Source organism: Variovorax sp. PBS-H4, assembly GCF_901827205.1.
In the GTDB taxonomy this organism is placed as follows: domain Bacteria; phylum Pseudomonadota; class Gammaproteobacteria; order Burkholderiales; family Burkholderiaceae_C; genus Variovorax.
In genome coordinates, this window is sequence record NZ_LR594675.1 from 1,452,882 (window position 1) to 1,471,248 (window position 18,367).

Sequence of the window (18,367 nt, forward strand, 5' to 3'; positions counted from 1 at the left end):
CTATTCGTTGGTGACCGCGAGCACTTCTTCGAGAGAGGTCAGGCCCTGCATGACCTTCCGCAGCCCGGAACTGCGCAGCGAGCGCACGCCCTCGGCCTCGGATTGCCGGGCGATCTCGAGCGCGCTTCCATCGCGCAGGATGATCTTCTGGATTTCCTCGGAGATCGGCATCACCTGGTAGATGCCCACGCGGCCCTTGTAGCCGCCGTTGCAGGACGGGCAGCCGACGGGCTTGTAGGGCTTCCAGGTGCCGTCGATGTCGCGGTCCTTGAAGCCGGCTTCGAGCAGCGCCTCCCTGGGCACCTCGATTGGCGCCTTGCATACGGTGCACAGCCGGCGCGCGAGCCGCTGCGCGGTGATCAGGATCACGCTGGAGGCGATGTTGAAGGGCGCGATGCCCATGTTGCGCATCCGCGTCAGCGTGGTCGGTGCGTCGTTGGTGTGCAGGGTCGACAGCACCAGGTGGCCGGTTTGCGCGGCCTTGATCGCGATGTCGGCGGTTTCCAGGTCGCGGATTTCGCCGACCATGATGATGTCCGGGTCCTGGCGCAGGAAAGCGCGCAGCGCCGCCGCGAAGGTCAGACCCGCCTTGTCGTTGACGTTGACCTGGTTGACCCCGGGAAGGTTGATTTCGGATGGGTCCTCGGCCGTGGCGATGTTGACGCCCGGCTTGTTCAGCAGGTTCAGGCAGGTGTAGAGCGAAACCGTCTTGCCCGAGCCGGTCGGCCCGGTGACCAGCACCATGCCGTAGGGGCGGCCGATGGCTTGCATCAGCCGCTCTTTCTCGTCGGCGTCATAGCCCAGGGCATCGATGCCCAGGCGCGCGCTGCTCGGGTCGAGGATACGCACCACGATCTTCTCGCCGAACAGCGTGGGCAGGGTGCTGACGCGGAAGTCGATCACCCGGTCGGCGCCGATCTTGAGCTTCATGCGGCCGTCCTGCGGCACCCGCTTCTCGGAGATGTCCAGCCGGGAAATCACCTTGATGCGCGAAGCCAGCTTGTCCTTGATGACCGTGGGCGGCGTGGCGATCTCGCGCAGCTCGCCGTCGATCCGGAAGCGCACGCGGTACTGATGCTCGTAAGGCTCGAAGTGGATGTCCGACGCCCGCATGCTGAAGGCGTCGAGCAGCATCTTGTGCAGGAAGCGGACGACCGGCGCATCCTCGACCTCGGCGATCGCGGCTTCGTTCGCCTCGGCGCTCTCGGCGATCGAGGAGTCGTCGAACTCGAACTCGGCGCCGACGATGCTGTCGATCGTTTCGGCGGCGCTCACCGCCGCCGCCTCGATCATGCGCGAGAGCTTGTCGTACTCGGCAACGACCCAGTCCACGCCCATCTGGGACGCGAACTTTATTTTTTCCGCCGCCTGCTGGTCGGACGGGTCGGCTGTTGCGACGATGAGACGGTTGTTGCGCTTGCTGAGCACCACCACCCGGTAGGCCTGACACAGCTTGGAATCCAGCAGGTCCTTGGGCAGGCGCTGGGAATCGACGGCGTCAAGGTCGAGCAGGGGGGCGCCGAACGCGCTCGACAGGGTGTGGGCGAGATCCGCCGCAGACACCGCGCCGGTGCCGGTCAGCTCGGCGATGAAGCTGCTTCGCCCGCTGAGCGACTTCTGATAGATCTCCTCCGCGGTCCTCACCGGCAGCTTGCCGGCGGAGATCAAGGCGCGCGCCAGCCCGGGGAGGGCGATCGATGCGCTTTCTTTGGCGAGAGGGTCAGCGGCGGCCATTCAGTGTGAATGTAACAAGACGTGAAAAAGCTTCACGATCATCGCTGATCGGCCCTGGGCTGTAAACCGCGACCCTCGACACGCGGACGGGGTATCGTGCATTTACAGCCGAAAAGGCTGGCCAGATGAACGCGAGCAGCTTGCGGCTTCGTTCGAGCGGGTCGCCAGGGCCGGCACCAGTGCTTGGCGGACCTCCCGGAAATTCCAGAGGTCTGCCGGACCTTGCTGACTCCGACACTTTGTCCAGCGTTGGAACGAAGCGCCAGTTTAGCTTGCTCATTGGGGGAACCCCTGGAAGTGGACGGCGACCAGTGAGTACCGTCCCACCACGCGCCGTTTCCATCATCCGCCGGGTCACCGGGAAGAGCCAGCCCTTCCGGCTATTTCGCCGCCTCGACCTTCAGTCGCTCGTTGGGCAGCTCGCCGAACATTTCCGGCGCATAGAGCGCCTCCACCCGGCTGGGCGGCAGCGTGAATTCGCCGACGTTGTTGAGCCGCACCGTGTACTCCATCTTCACCGTGCCTTTGGGCAGGTACTCGTAGTAGCTGCGGAAGGCCTCGAAGCTGCGCTCCTCGAAAGCCGGCCAGCCAGGGCCCGAGCGCTTCTCGCCCTGCGTTGCGATCTGGGAATCGCGGCCTAGGCCGCTACCAAGGATGGTCGCGCCGCCCGGGACGGGATCGGTGATCGCGACCCAGGTCATGTCGGCGCTGGCGTCGACCTCCAGGCTGACCCGCAGCACGTCCCCGCGCGTGTAGATGCCCTTGAGCGCCTGTTCCACCGGCGTCACGGTCTTCCTGATCGCATAGCCGGCGGCGAAAGGCGCCTTGAGCTGGACGGCCGCGACGGACTGCAGCGTGAGCCACGGCTTGCCGCTGCCGCTCTGCGTCACCAGCAGGGTGTCGCGTGCCACTGCCGAGCCGGCAGGCCAGGTGAGGAACATGGCGTTGTTGCGCAGGTTGCCGGGGGCGGCCGGGGCGCCGAAGGCAGTCGTCTGGTTCGGCGCTCCGGCCGGGTCGCTGGCCTTGACGCGCTCGACCTTGCTCCAGTCCACCTGCGCCTTGGCATTGCCGAGGTTGGCGGCGGTGATGCCGGTCACCGGTGTGTTCTCGAACTGCCTGGAGAACTTCTCGAGCGCCAGACCGCCCCACAGATTGGCCGTGGTCGTATGCCACGCGCCTTTCTGCTGGCGCCCGATGAAGCCGCTGGCCAGCCGCCCGATGTCTTCCTTCCATGCCGGATCGTCCAGCACCGCGAGCAGCAGGCGCGCGGTATTGACGTCGCCGTTGGCCATCAGCCACCACCAGTAGTCGTCGCGCTCGGTGCTGAAGATCAGCTTCGTGCCCTGATAGCTCAGGCGGGCCTTCAGCACGTTGTTCGCCTCATCGAGGCGCTGCTGCCGCTGCGGCACGTCGGGCACGCGCTTGAGGATGTTGAGCCAGTCGACCACCGCGCTGGTCGGCCACTGGTTGGGCGTGATGGCAATGCTCCCGGCCATGCGACCCTGTACCTTGCCGTAGCGCGACAGAGCTTCCAGTGCCGCGAGCTTGCGCACGTCCAGGTCCTTGCGCGGGCTCCAGAACGCGCGCTGGATGCGGCCTTCGACGAAGGCGATCAGGCCCTGTTCCATCGGCGCGCGCGTGGCATCCGGCAGCGCAAACGCAGGGTCGAGCGCGGCCGCCTCGTGGGCAGCGGCGAGCAGGTAGGCCGTCAGGATGTCGCTGCCGCGGTTGGCTTCCCCGTCGCGTGGCGGAAAGTAGTTGGCCAGGCCATCGCCATCGAGATAGCCGGGCAGCTGCGCGACCACGGCCTGCCAGGCCTTGCCATCGCGCAACCCGATGGACTTGCTGGTCTTCTGCTCCAGGCAGGCGTAGGGATAGGCGGCGAACCAGTCGCGCACGCCGGTCAATCCCTCGGCCAGCCGCGGCTGCAGCGACAGCTTGAGCCCTCCGCGGCCGGGGAGGGCATCGGCCGGCGGCGCGACGTCCAGGGTGAACGGACCGTCGAGCTGCACCAGCGTGGCCTGCTGCACCGTGAGCGGAACCGCCGGCACGATGCGCTGGCGCACTTTGAGCGCGTCGCGCGCGCCGCCGATCTGGTCCTTGGCCTCGATCTCCCACAGGAGCGCCTCGGCGCGCGTCTGCGCCAGCTGCGCTGGCGCAGTCACCGTCCACGCCAGCTCGCGGGCCTCTCCGGCCGGGATGTCAACCGTCTTCGGCTCCAGAGTCAGGATCGTGGCGCGCGGCGTCGCCTCGACCTTCATCGCCTTCTGCGTGGTGTTGCGAAGCGTGATCTGGGCCTGGAACTGGTCGTCTTCGCGTACCAGCGGCGGCAGGCCGCTGATGATCTGCAGGTCTTGCGTGGCCTGGATCGACGCCTGGCCGGTGCCGAAGAGGCCCGTGCCGGCATCCGCCACTGCCACGATCCTGAACGTGGTCAGCGCGTCGTTGAGCGGCACCGTCACCTGGGCCTGGCCGTTGGCGTCGAGCACCAATGCGGGGTTCCACAGGAGCAGGGTGTCGAGCAGCTCGCGCGTCTGCCCCTTGCCGCCGCCGCCACCGGCCGGCACCGCCTTGCGGCCGTAGTGCCGCCGGCCCACGATCTCCATCTGCGCGGTGGAGGTGGAGACGCCCCAGCTGCGCCGCTGCAGCATCGCCTCGAGCAGCTTCCAGCTGTCGTTGGGCATCAGCTCCAGAAGGGCCTGGTCGACCGCTGCCAGCGCCACCTCGGCGCCCGCTGCGGGCTTGCCGTCTGGCAGCCGGGCCGAAATGGTGACCAGCGCCTTGCCTCGGACCGGGTAGCTGGGCTTGTCGCTCGCCACGTTCACGTCGAGCTGGTGGGCCTGCGTGCCGACGCGGATCTCGGCCAGCCCGAGCCGGAATGCCGGCTTGCTCAGATCGACCAACGCGGTCGGCGCCACGTATTCCTTGCCTTCGTACCAGAAGGCGGTCCACCATTCGCGCGGCGCCTTGAAGCCCCAGGTAAAGAAGCTGTACCAAGGCACCTCGCGCAGCCGGCCGCGCAGCGCGAGCACGCTCACGTAGGCATTCGGCCCCCATTCGGGCTTGACCTGCAGCGTGACGGTCGGATCCTTGCCGTCGAGGCTGACCACCTGCGTCTCGATCACGCCTTCACGCTCGACCGACACCAGCGCGGTGGCGAAGCGGAACGGGCTGCGCACCTGGAAGCGCGCGGTCTCGCCGGGCTGGTAGTTCTTTTTCTCGGGCAGCACGTCGATGCGGTCGTGGTCCTCTCCGCCGAACCAGAGCTCGCCCTGCCGCGTGACGTAGACCGAGCTCGCGGCGCGGCTGTCGCGCCCTTCGGCGTCAGTGGCGCTCGCGATCAGCTCGACCTGCCCGGCCTCCTTGAGCTCGGCCTCGCACAGCAGCAAGCCACGCGCATCGCTCTTGCCGCTGCAGACGGTGCCGATCTCCTTCACCTCGGTCTTGTTGTCGTAGGTGTAGAAGCCGCCCACCATGCGCTTGCGGCTGGTGGTGGTGATGCGCGCGATGGCGCGCACGTTCAGCGTCACGCCCTCCCGTGGCTTGCCCGTGAGGTCCAGGGCCAGCGCCTGGAACTTCAGCTTCTGGCCGGTCGAGACCCAGCCCTCGGTCTTGATGCCGGCGATGACGGCTGCCGGCCACAGCGTCTGCACGCTGCGCAGCGTCTGCACCTCGCCATTGGGATCGGCATAGGTGGCTTCGAGCAGCAGCTCGCGCGGCGTCGCCTTGGCGAGCGGTATTTTCTCGATCGTGAGCTTGCCGGCGCCCGCCTTGTCGAGCGTCAGCGGCAGCTTGTCGGCCACCACGCGCAGCTCCTGCGCCGCGGAATCCGATTCCTCGGCATCGGTTGCCGCCAGCCCCACGTTGCGCGGCGGCACGAAGCTGAAGCTGTCGAAGTCGGCAAACGACAGGCTCTTGGCCCGCACCGCCGCCGACACCCGCACCGGCAGGTTGACGGCGCCGCCGCCGGCCACGTAGTTGATCTGCACGTCGGTCGGGAGCGAGGTTGCAGCGACCAGCGGTTTCTTCTCCGCGGGCGCGATGCGGCCCTCGAGCACTGGCAGGCGGAACTCCTCGACGCGGAACTGCCCGGTGCCGTAGCTGCGCTCGCCGCCGTCCTCGCCCTCGCCGGCGGCGTTGGAGCTGCTGCTGCCCTTGCCGTTGCGCAGCTCGACCTGGTAGAGGCCCAGCTTGGCGGCCGGCGGAATGGAAAAGGTGTTCTCGCCGCTTTGCCCGCCGGTCGCGGTCTTGCGCCATGCAAGCGGCTGGGTGAACTGCTGGCCGCTGCCCACATGCGTGACGACCAGCGTGTCGGGCAGGGTTTTCGGCAGGCCGAAACCGCCGCTCGTCTGGGTGCGGATCAGGTGCTTCATCGACACGGTCTCGCCGGCTCGCAGCAGGGTGCGATCGAACACCGTGTGCGCCACCCGGTCAGGCTCGGGCTCCAGGCTGGTGGGCACGTTGAAGCGCCAGGGCTCGATGCCGCGCTGCCAGTCGCTCCAGGTGAAGGCGAGGTCTTCGACGCCAGCCTCGTCCTTGGCGCGTGCGCTCACGAAGTAGGCGTCGCCGCTGTAGTCCTCCTCGCTGGAGCAACTCGGCGGGGTGGGTGCGATGCCGGCCAGCCGCACCAGCCCGCGCGCGTCGGTGGTGCCGGCAGCGATCTCCTTGCCGTTGCAGTCCGAGACGCGCACCGCCGCGTTGGCGACCACCTTGCCCTTGTCGAGCGTGGTAACCCAGGCGAGCGCGTTCTCGCGGCCCAGCTTGAAGTGCACTGCCAGGTTGGTGGCCAGCGCCGTGGTTCGCACGTACATCGTGCGGCCGGCGCCGTAGCGCTCGTCGAGCAGCGCGTCACCCAATTTCTGCGATGCGATCTCCAGCACATGGAAGCCGGGCGTCAGCGGGATGCCGACCACCTCGAAGGGCCGTGGATCCCCACCCTCGGCCTTGGGCATGTCGAGGGTCTTCACGCCGGACTGGCCGCCGAGCAGCGACACCATGCGGGTCTGCACGTGGTCGCGATCGTCCTTGTCGATCACCTTCGGCAGCGCGCCCTTCACGTCGCGAGCCGCCTGCGAGCGCGCGATCGTGTAGTTGCCGTCGTAGCGCCGCACCTTGCGGAACCAGGCAATGATGTCCGCGTCGGTCCTCGGGCTCATGTCGCTGACCTTTCCGGGCGTCAGCGCCTGCACCTGCAGCGCGGGCTCCACGCGCCGCACGGTGACCGGCATCAGCGCCGTGCCGCCCGGCTCGGCCAGGCGCTCGACCACGCCGAAAGGCGAGGCCGCGAACTTGGCCAGCGGCGGCATGGCGCCGGTCGCGACCTTCAGCGGAAAGCTGTCGGGCGACGCCAGCGACCGTCCCGATGCGTCCTCGAACTTGCTCGGCAGCACGATCGTGAAGGGCGTCTGTTCGGCGAACGGCGGCGGGAAGCTCGCCGAATCGACCACCGCGTCATCATCCCTGGAAGTGTTCTCATCGTCGAACTTCGGCTTGATCGTCTTGCCGCCGCCCTGCAGCGTGATCTGCGCCGCCAGCTTGCGCGCCACCGGCGAATTGAACTGCAGCACCAGCGGCTTGAGCGGCAGGCAGGCCGACTGCGCGTTCTCGCGTTCGCAGGTGAAGGAGACGGCGAAGGGCTCGCGCACCTCGAAGCTCAGGCGCCGCTCGACTGCGTTGGCCACGCCGGAGGGCGTGGCCACACCCTTGCCGTAAACCAGTTGAAGGCGCCCGCCCGCAGTCAGCCGCCGGTTGCACTGCAGCGTGACGAAGCGCAGCGGCGTCTTCTCCGCCTCCTTGTCGCGGCCGAATGCCTTCAGCAAGGCCCGGCGCTGCTCGCCTTCGACCAGCCGGACCGGGATGCGTTCGCCCACGCCGTCGGCCTGGCACCAGACGCCGGCACGCACGCTCTCCAGCGTGGCCGGACCGTTGAGCTCGAGCATGAACTGCTGCTCTTCGTCGATCTTGCCGTAGCTGGGTTGCCAACTGCGCACGAAGGGGCCGCCGCTGGAGAATTGATAGCGCTCGGGCCCGGCAAGTTCGGCGCCCGAGGCTGACTTGAAGCCGGCGACCCGCGTGACCGTGCAGCGCACGCCGGGCGGCAGATCATTCTCGAAGTCCCAGACCCACTGCTTCTCGCCGGTCCAGCGGCCGGTGCCCTTGCCGGCCTGCGCATCATTGCAGCTCACCGACAGCGGCGCAGGGGCCTTGGGGTCGCCGAAATTGACGGCCGCCTGATCGAACTTGGCGACCACCTGGCGGATCCGAGCCACTTCACCTTGTGGCGAGAGGCTGGCGATCTGCAGCGCATGCGCGCCGAGGGCGCACAGGCCCGCCGCGACGGCAGCGAAGGTCTGCGTCATTGTTCTCGTTTTCAACAGCTTCTCCTTAGGTGGCGCAGCGTAGCGCAACTCCGGCACGCCATAGGCGTCCACTATGATCGATCGATATGAAACTGCTGTTCAGCCATCCCGCGGGCAACCAGAACGTGCGCGCCATGCTCGACGGGCTGGAAGCCGCCGGCATGCTTGCCCGTTTTGCGACCACGGTGGCCGTCGAGCCCGACAACGTCGCCCTGAAGCTCGTGCCCCAGGGCCTGAGCCGCGACCTGCTGCGGCGCCGCTTCAACATCCCGCGCGAGAAGATCCTTCAACACCCCTGGCGCGAACTGGCGCGGGCGGTCTGCTCCCGTGCCGGCTGGAACTACTGGCTGCGGCACGAGGAGGGCTTCGCCTCCATCGACGGCGTGCTTCAGGACTTCGACCGCTTCAGCGCCCGCGCGCTGCCGCGGCTGCATGACCGCTTCGGCGTTGGCGCTGTCTACACCTACGAGGACTCCGCCCTCGACACCTTCAAGGCCGCCAAGCCCCTGGGGGTGAAATGCGTGTACGACCTGCCGATCTCCTATTGGGAGGTGGGCCGCAAGCTGATGGAAGAAGAAGTCGATCGGCTGCCGGCGTGGGTCGAGGCCATGGGCGGCGGCATGTCGGATTCGCCGGCCAAGCTCGAGCGCAAGGCGCGCGAGCTGGAACTGGCCGACCTGGTGGTGGTGCCCAGTCGCTTCGTGGCCGACTCGCTGCCGGCCTGGGCCGGGCAAAAGGCGCGGGTGCTCTCGCCCTTCGGTTCGCCGCTGCCGGCGGCCGCGGCCTCGCCCAGGGCGGCCGATCCCTCGAAGCCGCTGCGGGTGCTCTTCGTGGGCTCCATGGGGCAGCGCAAGGGACTGGGCGACCTGTTCCAGGCCATGCACCTGCTCAAGGGCGAGAACATCGAGCTGGTCGTGATGGGCTCGCTGCTCAACGAGCCCGCCTTCTACCGCGGCCAATACGCCGACTTCACCCACGAGAAGGGGCGCCCTCATGCCGAGGTGCTGGCCCTGATGCGCAGCTGCGACGTGTTCTGCCTGCCCTCGCTCTACGAGGGACGCGCGCTGGTCATGCAGGAAGCGATGAGCCAGGGGCTGCCGATCGTGATCACGCCGAACACGGGCGGCGACGACCTGGTGATCGAGGGCAAGACCGGCTTCCTGGTGCCGATCCGCTCCCCGGAGAAGATCGCCGAGAAGCTCGCCTGGTTCAACCAGAACCGGCAGGAACTCCCGGCCATGAGCGAGGCCGCCGTGCAGCATGCGGCGAGCTACACCTGGAAGAAATACAGCGAGGTCGTGATCGACGCCATCCGCAAGCTGGCGTAAGCACCGAAAGCTCCCGCCGGGATCGCCTGTCCTGCGACAGCTGCGCTGTCCATGCCCGGCGCCAAGGCCCTATGAACCGCTACTGGGAAATCGACGCATTGCGCGGGCTCATGCTCGTGCTGATGACCTTCACGCACCTGCCCACGCGGTTCACCGACCCGCTGGGGCAGCCGTTCGGCTTCGTCTCGGCCGCCGAAGGCTTCGTGCTGCTCTCGGCCTTCGTCGCCGGCCTGGTCTACACCCGCGTGAGCGACCGCCAGGGCGTCGATGCCATGCGACGGGCCTTCTGGCGCCGTGCGCTCAAGGTCTACCTGGCGCAGGCGGCGACGCTGCTGTTTCTCTTCACCGTCATCACCCGCGTCGGGCTGCGCATCGACCAACCGGCGGTCAAGAACTTGCTGGCCTTCTACCTCACGAACCCGGTCGACGGCTTCGGCTACTCGCTGCTGCTGGTGTACGAGCCCGCCTTGCTCGACATCCTGCCGATGTACATCTTCTTCATGCTCATGAGCCCCTGGGTGCTTGCCTACGCGCTGCGCCACGGCTGGCTAGGCGTGATGGTGGCGAGTGCCGCGCTATGGGCGCTGGCCCAGTTCGAATTCAGCGAGTGGCTGTACGGGCTGGCGGTGCACTACCTGCACCTGCCTGTGCCGTTTCGTGAGATGGGTGCTTTCAATGCCTTTGCCTGGCAGTTCCTCTGGTTCGCGGGGCTGTGGATGGGCGCCAGCCGGCACGCGCCCGATGCCGAGCCTTTTCGCTTTCCGAAGTGGCTGGTGGCGCTCGCAGTGGCGGCGGCGCTCTACGGGCTTTGGTGGCGCCACCATGGCATCAACGGCCAGGCGCCCTTCGGCGGCGACGACGCCATGAACCTGCTGTTCGACAAGTGGCAACTCGGCCCGTTGCGCATCGTCAACCTGGTGGTCCTGGGGATCGTCGCGGTTCACTTCGGGCCGGCCGTGGTGCGGCGCTTGCCGCGCCTGCATGCGCTGGAAGCCATGGGCTCGGCATCGCTGCCGGTCTTCTGCGCGCATCTCGTGGCGGTGCTCCTGGTGCTCGCCTTCTACGGCGACAGCCAGACTGCGCGGCCGTGGTGGGGCGATGTGCTCCTGCTGGGCGCAGTGTTCGCATGGCTCTACGGCGTGGCGCAGGCGGCGCTGTGGTGGGCCGGGCGGCGGCGCAGCCGGGGTGAGGGCTACCGCGATGCCGGCGCGATCGACAGCTCGGCCTGATCCGCCGGCCGTGCCCACCGGGCACCGATCACCGAGCGCCAAAGGCGATAGCCCTCGTCGTTCAGGTGCAGCTGGTCGCGCAGGAACAGCTCGGCGCGCGGCCGGCCGTCTGCGCCCAGCATGGGCGTGAAGACATCGATGTACTCGCTGTTCGGCAGGCGCCGCAGGTAGGCGGCAACGATGTCGTTGGTCTCGCGCATCCGCGGGAGAAGCTTCTCGCGCGAGGGGCTGGGTTTGATCGAGATGTAGCTGATGCGCGTATCGGGCAGTTCGGCGCGCACGGTATTGGCAAACTGCGCAAAGGCTTCCAGCACCTGGATCGGCGTGCGGCCTTCGGCCAGGTCGTTGTCGCCCGCATAGACCAGCACGTGGCGCGGCTTGTAGCGCAGCACCAGCTCCCGCGCGAAGAAGCTGCAGTCGGCCATGGTCGAGCCGCCGAACCCCCGATTGATGACCACCGGCAACTGCGGGAAGTCCTGCGCCAGCCGGGTCCAGAAGCGGATGGTGGAGCTGCCGACGAAGACGACCCCGTCTTCGCTGGGCCACTGCTGCCGGTCGGCGGCGTCGAAGGCCGAGAGCTCGGCGCGCCAGCGTGCCTGCGCCGCGAGGTAGGCGGGGGATGCGGCAGCGTCGGCACCGCTGGACTGGGCCTGGGAGGCGCACGCCGCGAGCAGGAGCGCGATCGGCAGCAGGACCCGGCGAGCCGCCCTGGCAGCGGGAGCAGCGTTCATCACAACCATGGAATGCAAGAAAGGAGCTTTGATTGTGGAGCATCGCCTGGCACCCATCCCATACGGCGGCGGGCGGCTGTGAATTCGGCAATCGCAAATCGATGAATCCGATCGGCATCGCGCTGCGTATGGCAAAGGAGGACCCGTCCGAGAACAACAGCGTCCACCAAAACCATTGCACCCGACTCGACACGAAAGGACCTCGACCATGACCTTGCGCACCCTCGGCCTACTCGCATCGGCCGCCAGCCTCGCCGCCTGTTCCGGCATGGGCATGAACAAGCCTATGGCGTATTCGCAAACCAACCTCCCCGATGCCGTCAAGGTGCCGGCCGGCCACCGGGTTGCGATGGAGACGGTCGGCGCCGGCGACATCACCTACGAATGCCGCGCCAAGGCCGACGCGCCCGGCCAGCACGAATGGGTCTTCGTCGGCCCGGACGCCCGCCTCATGGACCGCGGCGGAAAGCAGGTCGGCAAGTACTACGGCCCACCGGCTACCTGGGAAAGCGTCGACGGCTCGAAGCTGACCGGCGCCCAGGTCGCTGTCGCGGCCAACGGCAGCGCCAACATTCCCTACCAGCTCGTGAAGGCGAACCCGGCCATGGGCAGCGGGGCCATGCAGGGTGTGAGCTACATCCAGCGCGTCGCCACGCGGGGCGGGACGGCGCCGGCCCCAGCTTGCGCAGCGGCGTCGGCGGGGCAGAAGCAGGTGGTGAAGTACCAGGCCGACTACATCTTCTATCGCGCGATGTAGGCCGCCAGGTGCTTGCCGGTGAGGGTCGAGCGCCCGGCGACGAGCTCGGCCGGCGTGCCCTCGAACACGATCCGGCCGCCGTCATGGCCGGCGCCCGGCCCGAGGTCCACGATCCAGTCCGCATGCGCCATGACCGCCTGGTGGTGCTCCACGACAATGACCGACTTGCCGGAATCGACCAACCGATCGAGCAGGCCGAGCAACTGCTCGACATCGGCCAGGTGCAGGCCGGCGGTCGGCTCGTCGAGCACGTAGGTACCGCCCTTTTCGCTCATGTGGGTGGCCAGCTTGAGCCGCTGCCGCTCGCCGCCGGACAGCGTGGTCAGCGGCTGGCCGAGGCTGAGGTAGCCCAGGCCCACATCCGCCAGCCGTTCGAGAATGGCAAGCGCGGCCGGCGTGCGCGCCTTCCCGGCGCCGAAGAATTCCCTGGCCTCGGCCACCGGCATTGCGAGCACCTCGCTGATGTCGCGGCCGCCGAGCTGATGCTCCAGCACCGAAGCCTGGAACCGCTTCCCCTCGCATTCCTCGCACGGTGTGGCGACGCCGGCCATTGCGCCCTGGTCGGTGTACACGACGCCGGCGCCGTTGCACGCAGGGCATGCGCCCTCCGAATTGGCACTGAACAGTGCCGGCTTCACGCCGTTGGCCTTTGCGAAGGCCGTGCGGATCGGGTCGAGCAGTCCGGTGTACGTCGCGGGGTTGCTGCGCCGCGAGCCGCGGATCGCCGCCTGGTCGATCGTCACCACGCCCGCGCCTGCGGGGATCGAACCGTGTACGAGCGAGCTCTTGCCGGAGCCCGCAACGCCGGTGACGACCACCAGCACGCCGAGCGGGATGTCCACGTCCACGTCCCGCAGGTTGTGCGTCTTCGCACCGCGGATCGAAAGCATGCCGGTGGGCTTGCGCACTTGTTCCTTGAGCGAGGCGCGGTCGTCGAAATGCCGGCCGGTGAGCGTGCTGCTCGCCCGCAGCCCCTCGACGCTGCCCTCGAAGCAGACGCTGCCTCCAGCCGTCCCGGCGCCGGGGCCGAGATCGACGACGTGGTCGGCGATCGCAATCGTCTCCGGCTTGTGCTCCACGACGAGCACCGTATTTCCCTTGTCGCGCAGCCGCAGCAGCAGCTCGTTCATCCGCTGGATGTCGTGCGGGTGCAGGCCCGTGGTCGGCTCGTCGAAGACGTACGTGACGTCGGTCAGCGCCGAGCCCAGGTGCCGGATCATCTTGACGCGCTGCGCCTCGCCGCCCGACAGCGTCCCCGATGGCCGTTCGAGCGAGAGGTAGCCCAGGCCGATCTCCACGAAGGCGTCGAGTGTCTGCACCAGCGCGGCGAGCAGCGGCGCCACCGAGGGCTCGTCGAGGCCGCGCACCCATTCGGCCAGATCGCTGATCTGCATCGCGCAGGCGTCGGCGATGTTGATCTTCTTGATTCTCGAAGACCGCGCGGCCTCGCTGAGCCTCGTGCCGCCGCAGTCGGGGCAGGTACTGAACGTCACCACCCGCTCCACGAAGGCGCGGACGTGCGGCTGGAGCGCATCGACATCCTTGGACAGGAAGGACTTCTGGATCTGCGGGATCACGCCCTGGTAGGTCAGGTTGATGCCGTCGACCTTGATCTTGGTCGGCTCCTTGTGGAGCAGGTCGTGCAACTCTCTCTTGGTGAACTTGCGGATCGGCTTGTCCGGGTCGAAGAAGCCGCAGCCGCGAAAGATGCGGCCATACCAGCCTTCCATGCTGTAGCCGGGGATGATGAGCGCTCCCTCGTTGAGGGACTTGCTGTCGTCGTAGAGCGCCGCCATGTCGAAGTCGGTGACCGAGCCCATGCCCTCGCAGCGCGGACACATGCCGCCGGTGCGGCTGAAGCTCTGCTTCACGGTCATGCCGGCGCCGCGTTCGATCGTGATGGCGCCGCTTGCGCGGATCGATGGGACGTTGAAGGCAAACGCGTTCGGCGAGCCGATGTGCGGCTTCCCGCATCGGCTGAAGAGAATGCGCAGCAGCGCGTTGGCGTCGGTGGCAGTGCCGACGGTCGAACGCACGTTGGCGCCCATGCGCTCCTGGTCGACGACGATCGCGGTCGTCAGCCCTTCGAGCACGTCGACCTCGGGCCGCGCCAGCGCCGGCATGAAGCCCTGCACGAAGACGCTGTAGGTCTCGTTGATCAGCCGTTGCGACTCCGCGGCGATGGTGCCGAACACCAGCGAACTCTTGCCCGAGCCCGAAATGCCGGTGAACACCGTCAGCCGGCGCTTCGGGATTTCGATGCTCACGTCCTTCAGGTTGTTCACGCGCGCGCCATGCACGCGGATCAGGTCATGGCTGTCGGCGACGGGTGGCGCTGCGGGCGACTTCTTGTCCGTCCTCGTGGCCTTGCTGCTCATCGGGGCGCCCGGGGCAGCTCCTGGAGGCGGATCAAGTTGCCCGCGGGATCGCGGAAGTTGTGCGGGAGGAAGGTGGAACGAATGGTGATGTCCATGGCGGTCAGTCTAAGTGCGGCTCCAGCGGCTGCGCGTACGCCAAGTCGACCCGGTCCGGAACGCGGCGCAGGCGGGCGAGGTCGCGCAGGTGATGCGCCGGGGCGGGGCTGGCGGTCATCCGCTCGATCGTGCCACGCCGTCCGGGAGCGCTCAAGCGTCGGCCGGCCAAGCCTGACGGCGGAGCAGCCAAAGGCAGCGCCCCGGGCGCTCCGGTGCCGATACGATTCGGGACCACGAGGAATGTCAATATGCGATCAGCCGGTGCCGCCACCTTCGACGAAGCCTATTACCGGCGCTACTACTTCGACAAGAAAACCAAGGTGGTCGACCCGCAGCACGTCGAGCGCCTGGGTGCGTTCGTCTGCGCCTACCTGCGGTACCTGCGCGTGCCTGTGCAGCGCGTGCTGGACGTGGGTTGCGGCATCGGACTCTGGCGCGACATCGTCGCGCGGCATTTCCCCTTGGCCAGCTATCACGGCGTGGAGTTCAGCGAATACCTGTGCGGGCGCTACGGATGGGAGCGCGGCTCGGTCGTCGACTACCAAGCCGGGAAGCCATTCGATTTCGTCATCTGCCAGGGCGTGCTGCCCTATCTCAGCCCGCCGGATCTGAAGCGCGCGCTGCGCAATCTCAGCCTGCTGAGCCAGGGCGCCCTCTATGTCGAGGCCGTGACACGCGAGGACTTCGCGCGCGACATCGTCGATGAAGACCTCACGGACCCGCGCATCTTCCGCCACAGCGCCGAGGTGTACCGGCACGGGCTGTCGCGCCACTTTCAGGCGGTGGGCGGCGGCGTGTGGCTGAGCCGGCAGGCCGAACTGCCGCTGTTCTCGCTGGAATGCGCAGGGGAATAAGGCCTACCTGAAACGCCCTGGGTTTCTCGCAGAGGCGCGCCCTGGGCGGCCACCGCTCATTTGCCGAAGAGCTTGAGCGCGCGCTGCCAGCCGCGAAGCATGAAGCCCGCGCGTTCCACGTCGGCCTGGGCAACCAGCGGCGCTTCTCCCACCGGCTTGCCGTTCGAGTTTGCGATCACCTTGCCGATCACCGCGCCCTTGGCCACGGGCGCCTCCAGATCGGGCTTGATCTGCACCGAGGTCTGCACCTGCTGGCCGCGCGGCACCGTCACCGTCCATGGCGACTGCAGCGTCGCGGGCACGGTGTCGGCCTTGCCGTAGCTGACCTTGGCGGTCGCCACCACCGCGTTCGGCTGAATGGGAGTCGCCTTCTCGAAATTGCCGAAGCCCCACCCGAGGAGTGCGCGCGTCTGGTCGGCACGTGCCTGCGCACTGTTGGTGTTGAGGATCACGGTGATGAGGCGCATCCCGTTGCGTTTGGACGAAGTGACCAGGCAGTAGCCCGCCTCCTGGGTGTGGCCGGTCTTCAGTCCGTCGACCGTTGGGTCGGTGTAGAGCAGGGCATTGCGATTTCCCTGCTTGATGCCGTTGAACTTGAACTCGCGCTCCGCGTAGATCGGGTAGTAGTCGGAGCTGTCGCGGATGATCGCTCGCGCCAGGATCGCGAGGTCTCGCGCAGACGCCTTGTGCGCCGGGTCGGGCAGCCCCGTCGCATTCACGAAATGCGTGTGGGTCATCCCGAGGCGCTGGGCTTCGGCGTTCATGAGCTTGGCGAAGCCCTCTTCAGAGCCGGCCATATGCTCGGCGATCGCCTTGGACGCGTCGTTTCCGGACTGGACGATGATGCCGCGCAGGATGTCGATGACGGTGGCCTGGCTGTTCAGCGGCAGGTACATGCATGACTCGGTGCCCGAGCCGCGGCACCAGGCGTTCTGGCTGACCGTGACGAGATCGTCCTTCTTGAGCTTGCCCGAGCGAAGCGCTTGTTCGATCAGGAAGCTGGTCATCATCTTGGTCAGTGAAGCCGGCGGCAGGGGCTCGTCGGGATTGGCCGAGGCGAGCACTTCACCTGAATCGAAGTCCATCAACAGCCATGACTTGGCGGCGAGGGCCGGCGCCCCACCGGCCACGGCGGTCTCTCCCGCCACGGGCGCTGCGGCAGGAGCGGCGGCCGCCGGCTTCCTGGCGGCGGCACGCTGGGCGGCGTGAGAGGCCGCGAAGGACACGGAGGCGGGAACCAGGGAGGTCGCGGCGATGGCGAAGACGACCGGGAGAATGGAAAAAGTCTTGGGGTGCATGGGTGTTCAGGCGCGGAATGGGAGATTGTGGCGGATCAAGCGCCGATTTTCGATCGTGAATGGAGGATCGAAGAACGCCGTGCAAGTTCAGTGATCCGCTGGGGCATTCAATCCCGATTGACGCTGCCTCTGCGATGCGGTTCACCCTTCCCGGAGAAATTTCCAGGGGCGCGTGCACGACGACGAGGCGCCCGTGGGGCGCCGTTCTCAGGCTTTGGCTGCTGTCTTCAGCGGCTGTTGCGCCCGATGCCCTGGTAGATGACGCCGGCTTCCTTCATGACGCCCGGCTCATACAGGTTGCGGCCGTCGAAGACCACCGGCGACTTCATCAGCGCCTTGAGCCGCTCGAGGTTGGGACTGCGGTAGGCCTTCCATTCGGTCACGATGATCAGCGCGTCGGCATCGGCCAGCACCTCCAGCGGGTCCTTGGCCGAGGAGAAGCTGATGCGGTCCAGCAGCGCCGGCGCATCCGCGAAGTCCAGTTGCAGCACGCGCTTCGTCTCGTCGACCGCGATCGGATCGTGGGCCACCACGCGTGCGCCGGCGCGCAGCAGCGTGTCGAGTACCACGCGGCTCGGCGCCTCGCGCATGTCGTCGGTGTTGGGTTTGAAGGCCAGGCCCCACAGCGCGAAGCAGCGGCCGCTGAGGTCGCCACCGAAGCGGTCGAGCACCTTTTGCGTCAGCACGCGCTTCTGCTCGTCGTTGACGGCTTCGACCGACTCGAGCACCCGCAGCGCCTGCCCGTTCTCGCGCGCGATGCGCGTGAGCGCCTGGATGTCCTTCGGGAAGCAACTGCCGCCGTAGCCGGTGCCGGCATAGAGAAAGCTGTAGCCGATGCGCGGGTCGGAGCCGATGCCTTGGCGGACCGCCTCGATGTCGGCACCGACGCGGTCGGCCAGGTTGGCCAGCTCGTTCATGAAGCTGATGCGGGTGGCCAGCATGGCGTTGGCCGCGTACTTGGTGAACTCGGCGGAGCGCACGTCCATCACGCGGGTGCGTTCGTGGTTGCGGTTGAACGGCGCGTAGAGCTTGCGCATGGCTGCCAGCGCCTCGCGGCCGTTCTCGTCGTCGCTGTAGCCGATGACGATGCGGTCGGGCCGCATGAAGTCCTCGACCGCCGCGCCTTCCTTGAGGAACTCGGGATTGCTCACCACCGAGAAGCGCAGGTCCGGGCGGCCCCGCTTGTCGAGCTCCTCCTGGATCGCGGCCGCAACCTTGTCGGCTGTGCCCACCGGCACGGTCGATTTGTCGACCACGACCTTGAAGCCGTTCATGTACTTGCCGATGTTGCGCGCCGCCGCCAGCACGTACTGCAGGTCGGCGCTGCCGTCCTCGTCGGGCGGCGTGCCCACGGCGATGAACTGGACGTCGCCGTGCGCCACCGAGGCCTCGATGTCGGTCGAAAAGCTCAGGCGCCTGGCCGCAGTGTTGGATTCGACCACTTCGCTGAGGCCGGGCTCGTAGATCGGGATGCCGCCGGAGTTGAGCGTGTCGATCTTGCGCTTGTCGACGTCCACGCAAAGCACGTTGTTGCCGATGTCCGCGAGACAGGCGCCGGTGACGAGCCCGACGTAGCCGGTACCGATGATGGTGACGTTCATGT

The 18,367-nt window shown here is 67.6% G+C and carries 10 protein-coding genes; 4 read left to right on the plus strand and 6 right to left on the minus strand.

Annotated features, from left to right (window positions below):
* Both pilB and E5CHR_RS06845 read right to left on the minus strand, forming a co-directional pair.
* The gene (gene pilB / locus E5CHR_RS06840) at positions 1 to 1,734 is read right to left on the minus strand and encodes a type IV-A pilus assembly ATPase PilB (RefSeq protein ID WP_162578991.1); all 1,734 of its coding nucleotides are present in this window, start codon (positions 1,732 to 1,734) and stop codon (positions 1 to 3) included.
* 380 nt (positions 1,735 to 2,114) lie between these two features.
* Positions 2,115 to 8,093 carry an alpha-2-macroglobulin family protein gene (locus tag E5CHR_RS06845; protein ID WP_162583600.1) on the minus strand — a complete coding sequence of 1,993 codons (5,979 nt, stop codon included), beginning with the start codon at positions 8,091 to 8,093 and terminating at the stop codon, positions 2,115 to 2,117.
* An 86-nt stretch (positions 8,094 to 8,179) separates the two neighbouring features.
* On the opposite strand from E5CHR_RS06845, the gene E5CHR_RS06850 reads away from it, so the two are divergent.
* Both E5CHR_RS06850 and opgC read left to right on the plus strand, forming a co-directional pair.
* Complete coding sequence (locus E5CHR_RS06850; RefSeq protein ID WP_162578992.1) at positions 8,180 to 9,421, plus strand: glycosyltransferase family 4 protein; 1,242 nt, start codon at positions 8,180 to 8,182, stop codon at positions 9,419 to 9,421.
* Positions 9,422 to 9,492: 71 nt separating this feature from the next.
* A complete protein-coding gene (gene opgC / locus E5CHR_RS06855; protein WP_162578993.1) occupies positions 9,493 to 10,650 on the plus strand; it encodes an OpgC domain-containing protein in 1,158 nt (385 codons plus the stop codon).
* Here the strand turns inward: opgC and E5CHR_RS06860 are convergent.
* Positions 10,614 to 11,381 (minus strand): SGNH/GDSL hydrolase family protein, encoded by a 768-nt coding sequence (locus E5CHR_RS06860; protein ID WP_162578994.1) that lies wholly within the window; start codon positions 11,379 to 11,381, stop codon positions 10,614 to 10,616. The genes opgC and E5CHR_RS06860 overlap by 37 nt on opposite strands.
* Positions 11,382 to 11,589: 208 nt before the next feature.
* Between E5CHR_RS06860 and E5CHR_RS06865 the strand changes: the two genes are divergently transcribed.
* Positions 11,590 to 12,138 (plus strand): DUF3455 domain-containing protein, encoded by a 549-nt coding sequence (locus E5CHR_RS06865; protein ID WP_162578995.1) that lies wholly within the window; start codon positions 11,590 to 11,592, stop codon positions 12,136 to 12,138.
* On the opposite strand, the gene E5CHR_RS06870 is transcribed toward E5CHR_RS06865, so the two are convergent.
* Positions 12,123 to 14,516 (minus strand): ATP-binding cassette domain-containing protein, encoded by a 2,394-nt coding sequence (locus tag E5CHR_RS06870; protein WP_162578996.1) that lies wholly within the window; start codon positions 14,514 to 14,516, stop codon positions 12,123 to 12,125. The two genes, E5CHR_RS06865 and E5CHR_RS06870, sit on opposite strands and share 16 nt — an antisense overlap.
* A 344-nt stretch (positions 14,517 to 14,860) precedes the next feature.
* Between E5CHR_RS06870 and E5CHR_RS06875 the strand changes: the two genes are divergently transcribed.
* Complete coding sequence (locus tag E5CHR_RS06875) at positions 14,861 to 15,466, plus strand: class I SAM-dependent methyltransferase (protein WP_162578997.1); 606 nt, start codon at positions 14,861 to 14,863, stop codon at positions 15,464 to 15,466.
* Between the two features lie 56 nt (positions 15,467 to 15,522).
* Here E5CHR_RS06875 and E5CHR_RS06880 read toward each other — a convergent pair whose 3' ends face one another.
* On the minus strand, positions 15,523 to 16,764 hold the full coding sequence (locus E5CHR_RS06880) for a D-alanyl-D-alanine carboxypeptidase family protein (RefSeq protein WP_162578998.1): 1,242 nt from the start codon (positions 16,762 to 16,764) through the stop codon (positions 15,523 to 15,525).
* A 227-nt stretch (positions 16,765 to 16,991) separates the two neighbouring features.
* A complete protein-coding gene (locus tag E5CHR_RS06885; RefSeq protein ID WP_162578999.1) occupies positions 16,992 to 18,365 on the minus strand; it encodes a UDP-glucose dehydrogenase family protein in 1,374 nt (457 codons plus the stop codon).
* Positions 18,366 to 18,367: the final 2 nt, after the last annotated feature.

Coding starts and splice junctions, on each gene's coding strand:
- pilB (WP_162578991.1), bottom strand. CDS start 1,734: ATGGCCGCCGCTGACCCTCTCGCCAAAGAAAGCGCATCGATCGCCCTC.
- E5CHR_RS06845 (WP_162583600.1), bottom strand. CDS start 8,093: ATGACGCAGACCTTCGCTGCCGTCGCGGCGGGCCTGTGCGCCCTCGGC.
- E5CHR_RS06850 (WP_162578992.1), top strand. CDS start 8,180: ATGAAACTGCTGTTCAGCCATCCCGCGGGCAACCAGAACGTGCGCGCC.
- opgC (WP_162578993.1), top strand. CDS start 9,493: ATGAACCGCTACTGGGAAATCGACGCATTGCGCGGGCTCATGCTCGTG.
- E5CHR_RS06860 (WP_162578994.1), bottom strand. CDS start 11,381: ATGAACGCTGCTCCCGCTGCCAGGGCGGCTCGCCGGGTCCTGCTGCCG.
- E5CHR_RS06865 (WP_162578995.1), top strand. CDS start 11,590: ATGACCTTGCGCACCCTCGGCCTACTCGCATCGGCCGCCAGCCTCGCC.
- E5CHR_RS06870 (WP_162578996.1), bottom strand. CDS start 14,516: ATGAGCAGCAAGGCCACGAGGACGGACAAGAAGTCGCCCGCAGCGCCA.
- E5CHR_RS06875 (WP_162578997.1), top strand. CDS start 14,861: ATGCGATCAGCCGGTGCCGCCACCTTCGACGAAGCCTATTACCGGCGC.
- E5CHR_RS06880 (WP_162578998.1), bottom strand. CDS start 16,764: ATGCACCCCAAGACTTTTTCCATTCTCCCGGTCGTCTTCGCCATCGCC.
- E5CHR_RS06885 (WP_162578999.1), bottom strand. CDS start 18,365: ATGAACGTCACCATCATCGGTACCGGCTACGTCGGGCTCGTCACCGGC.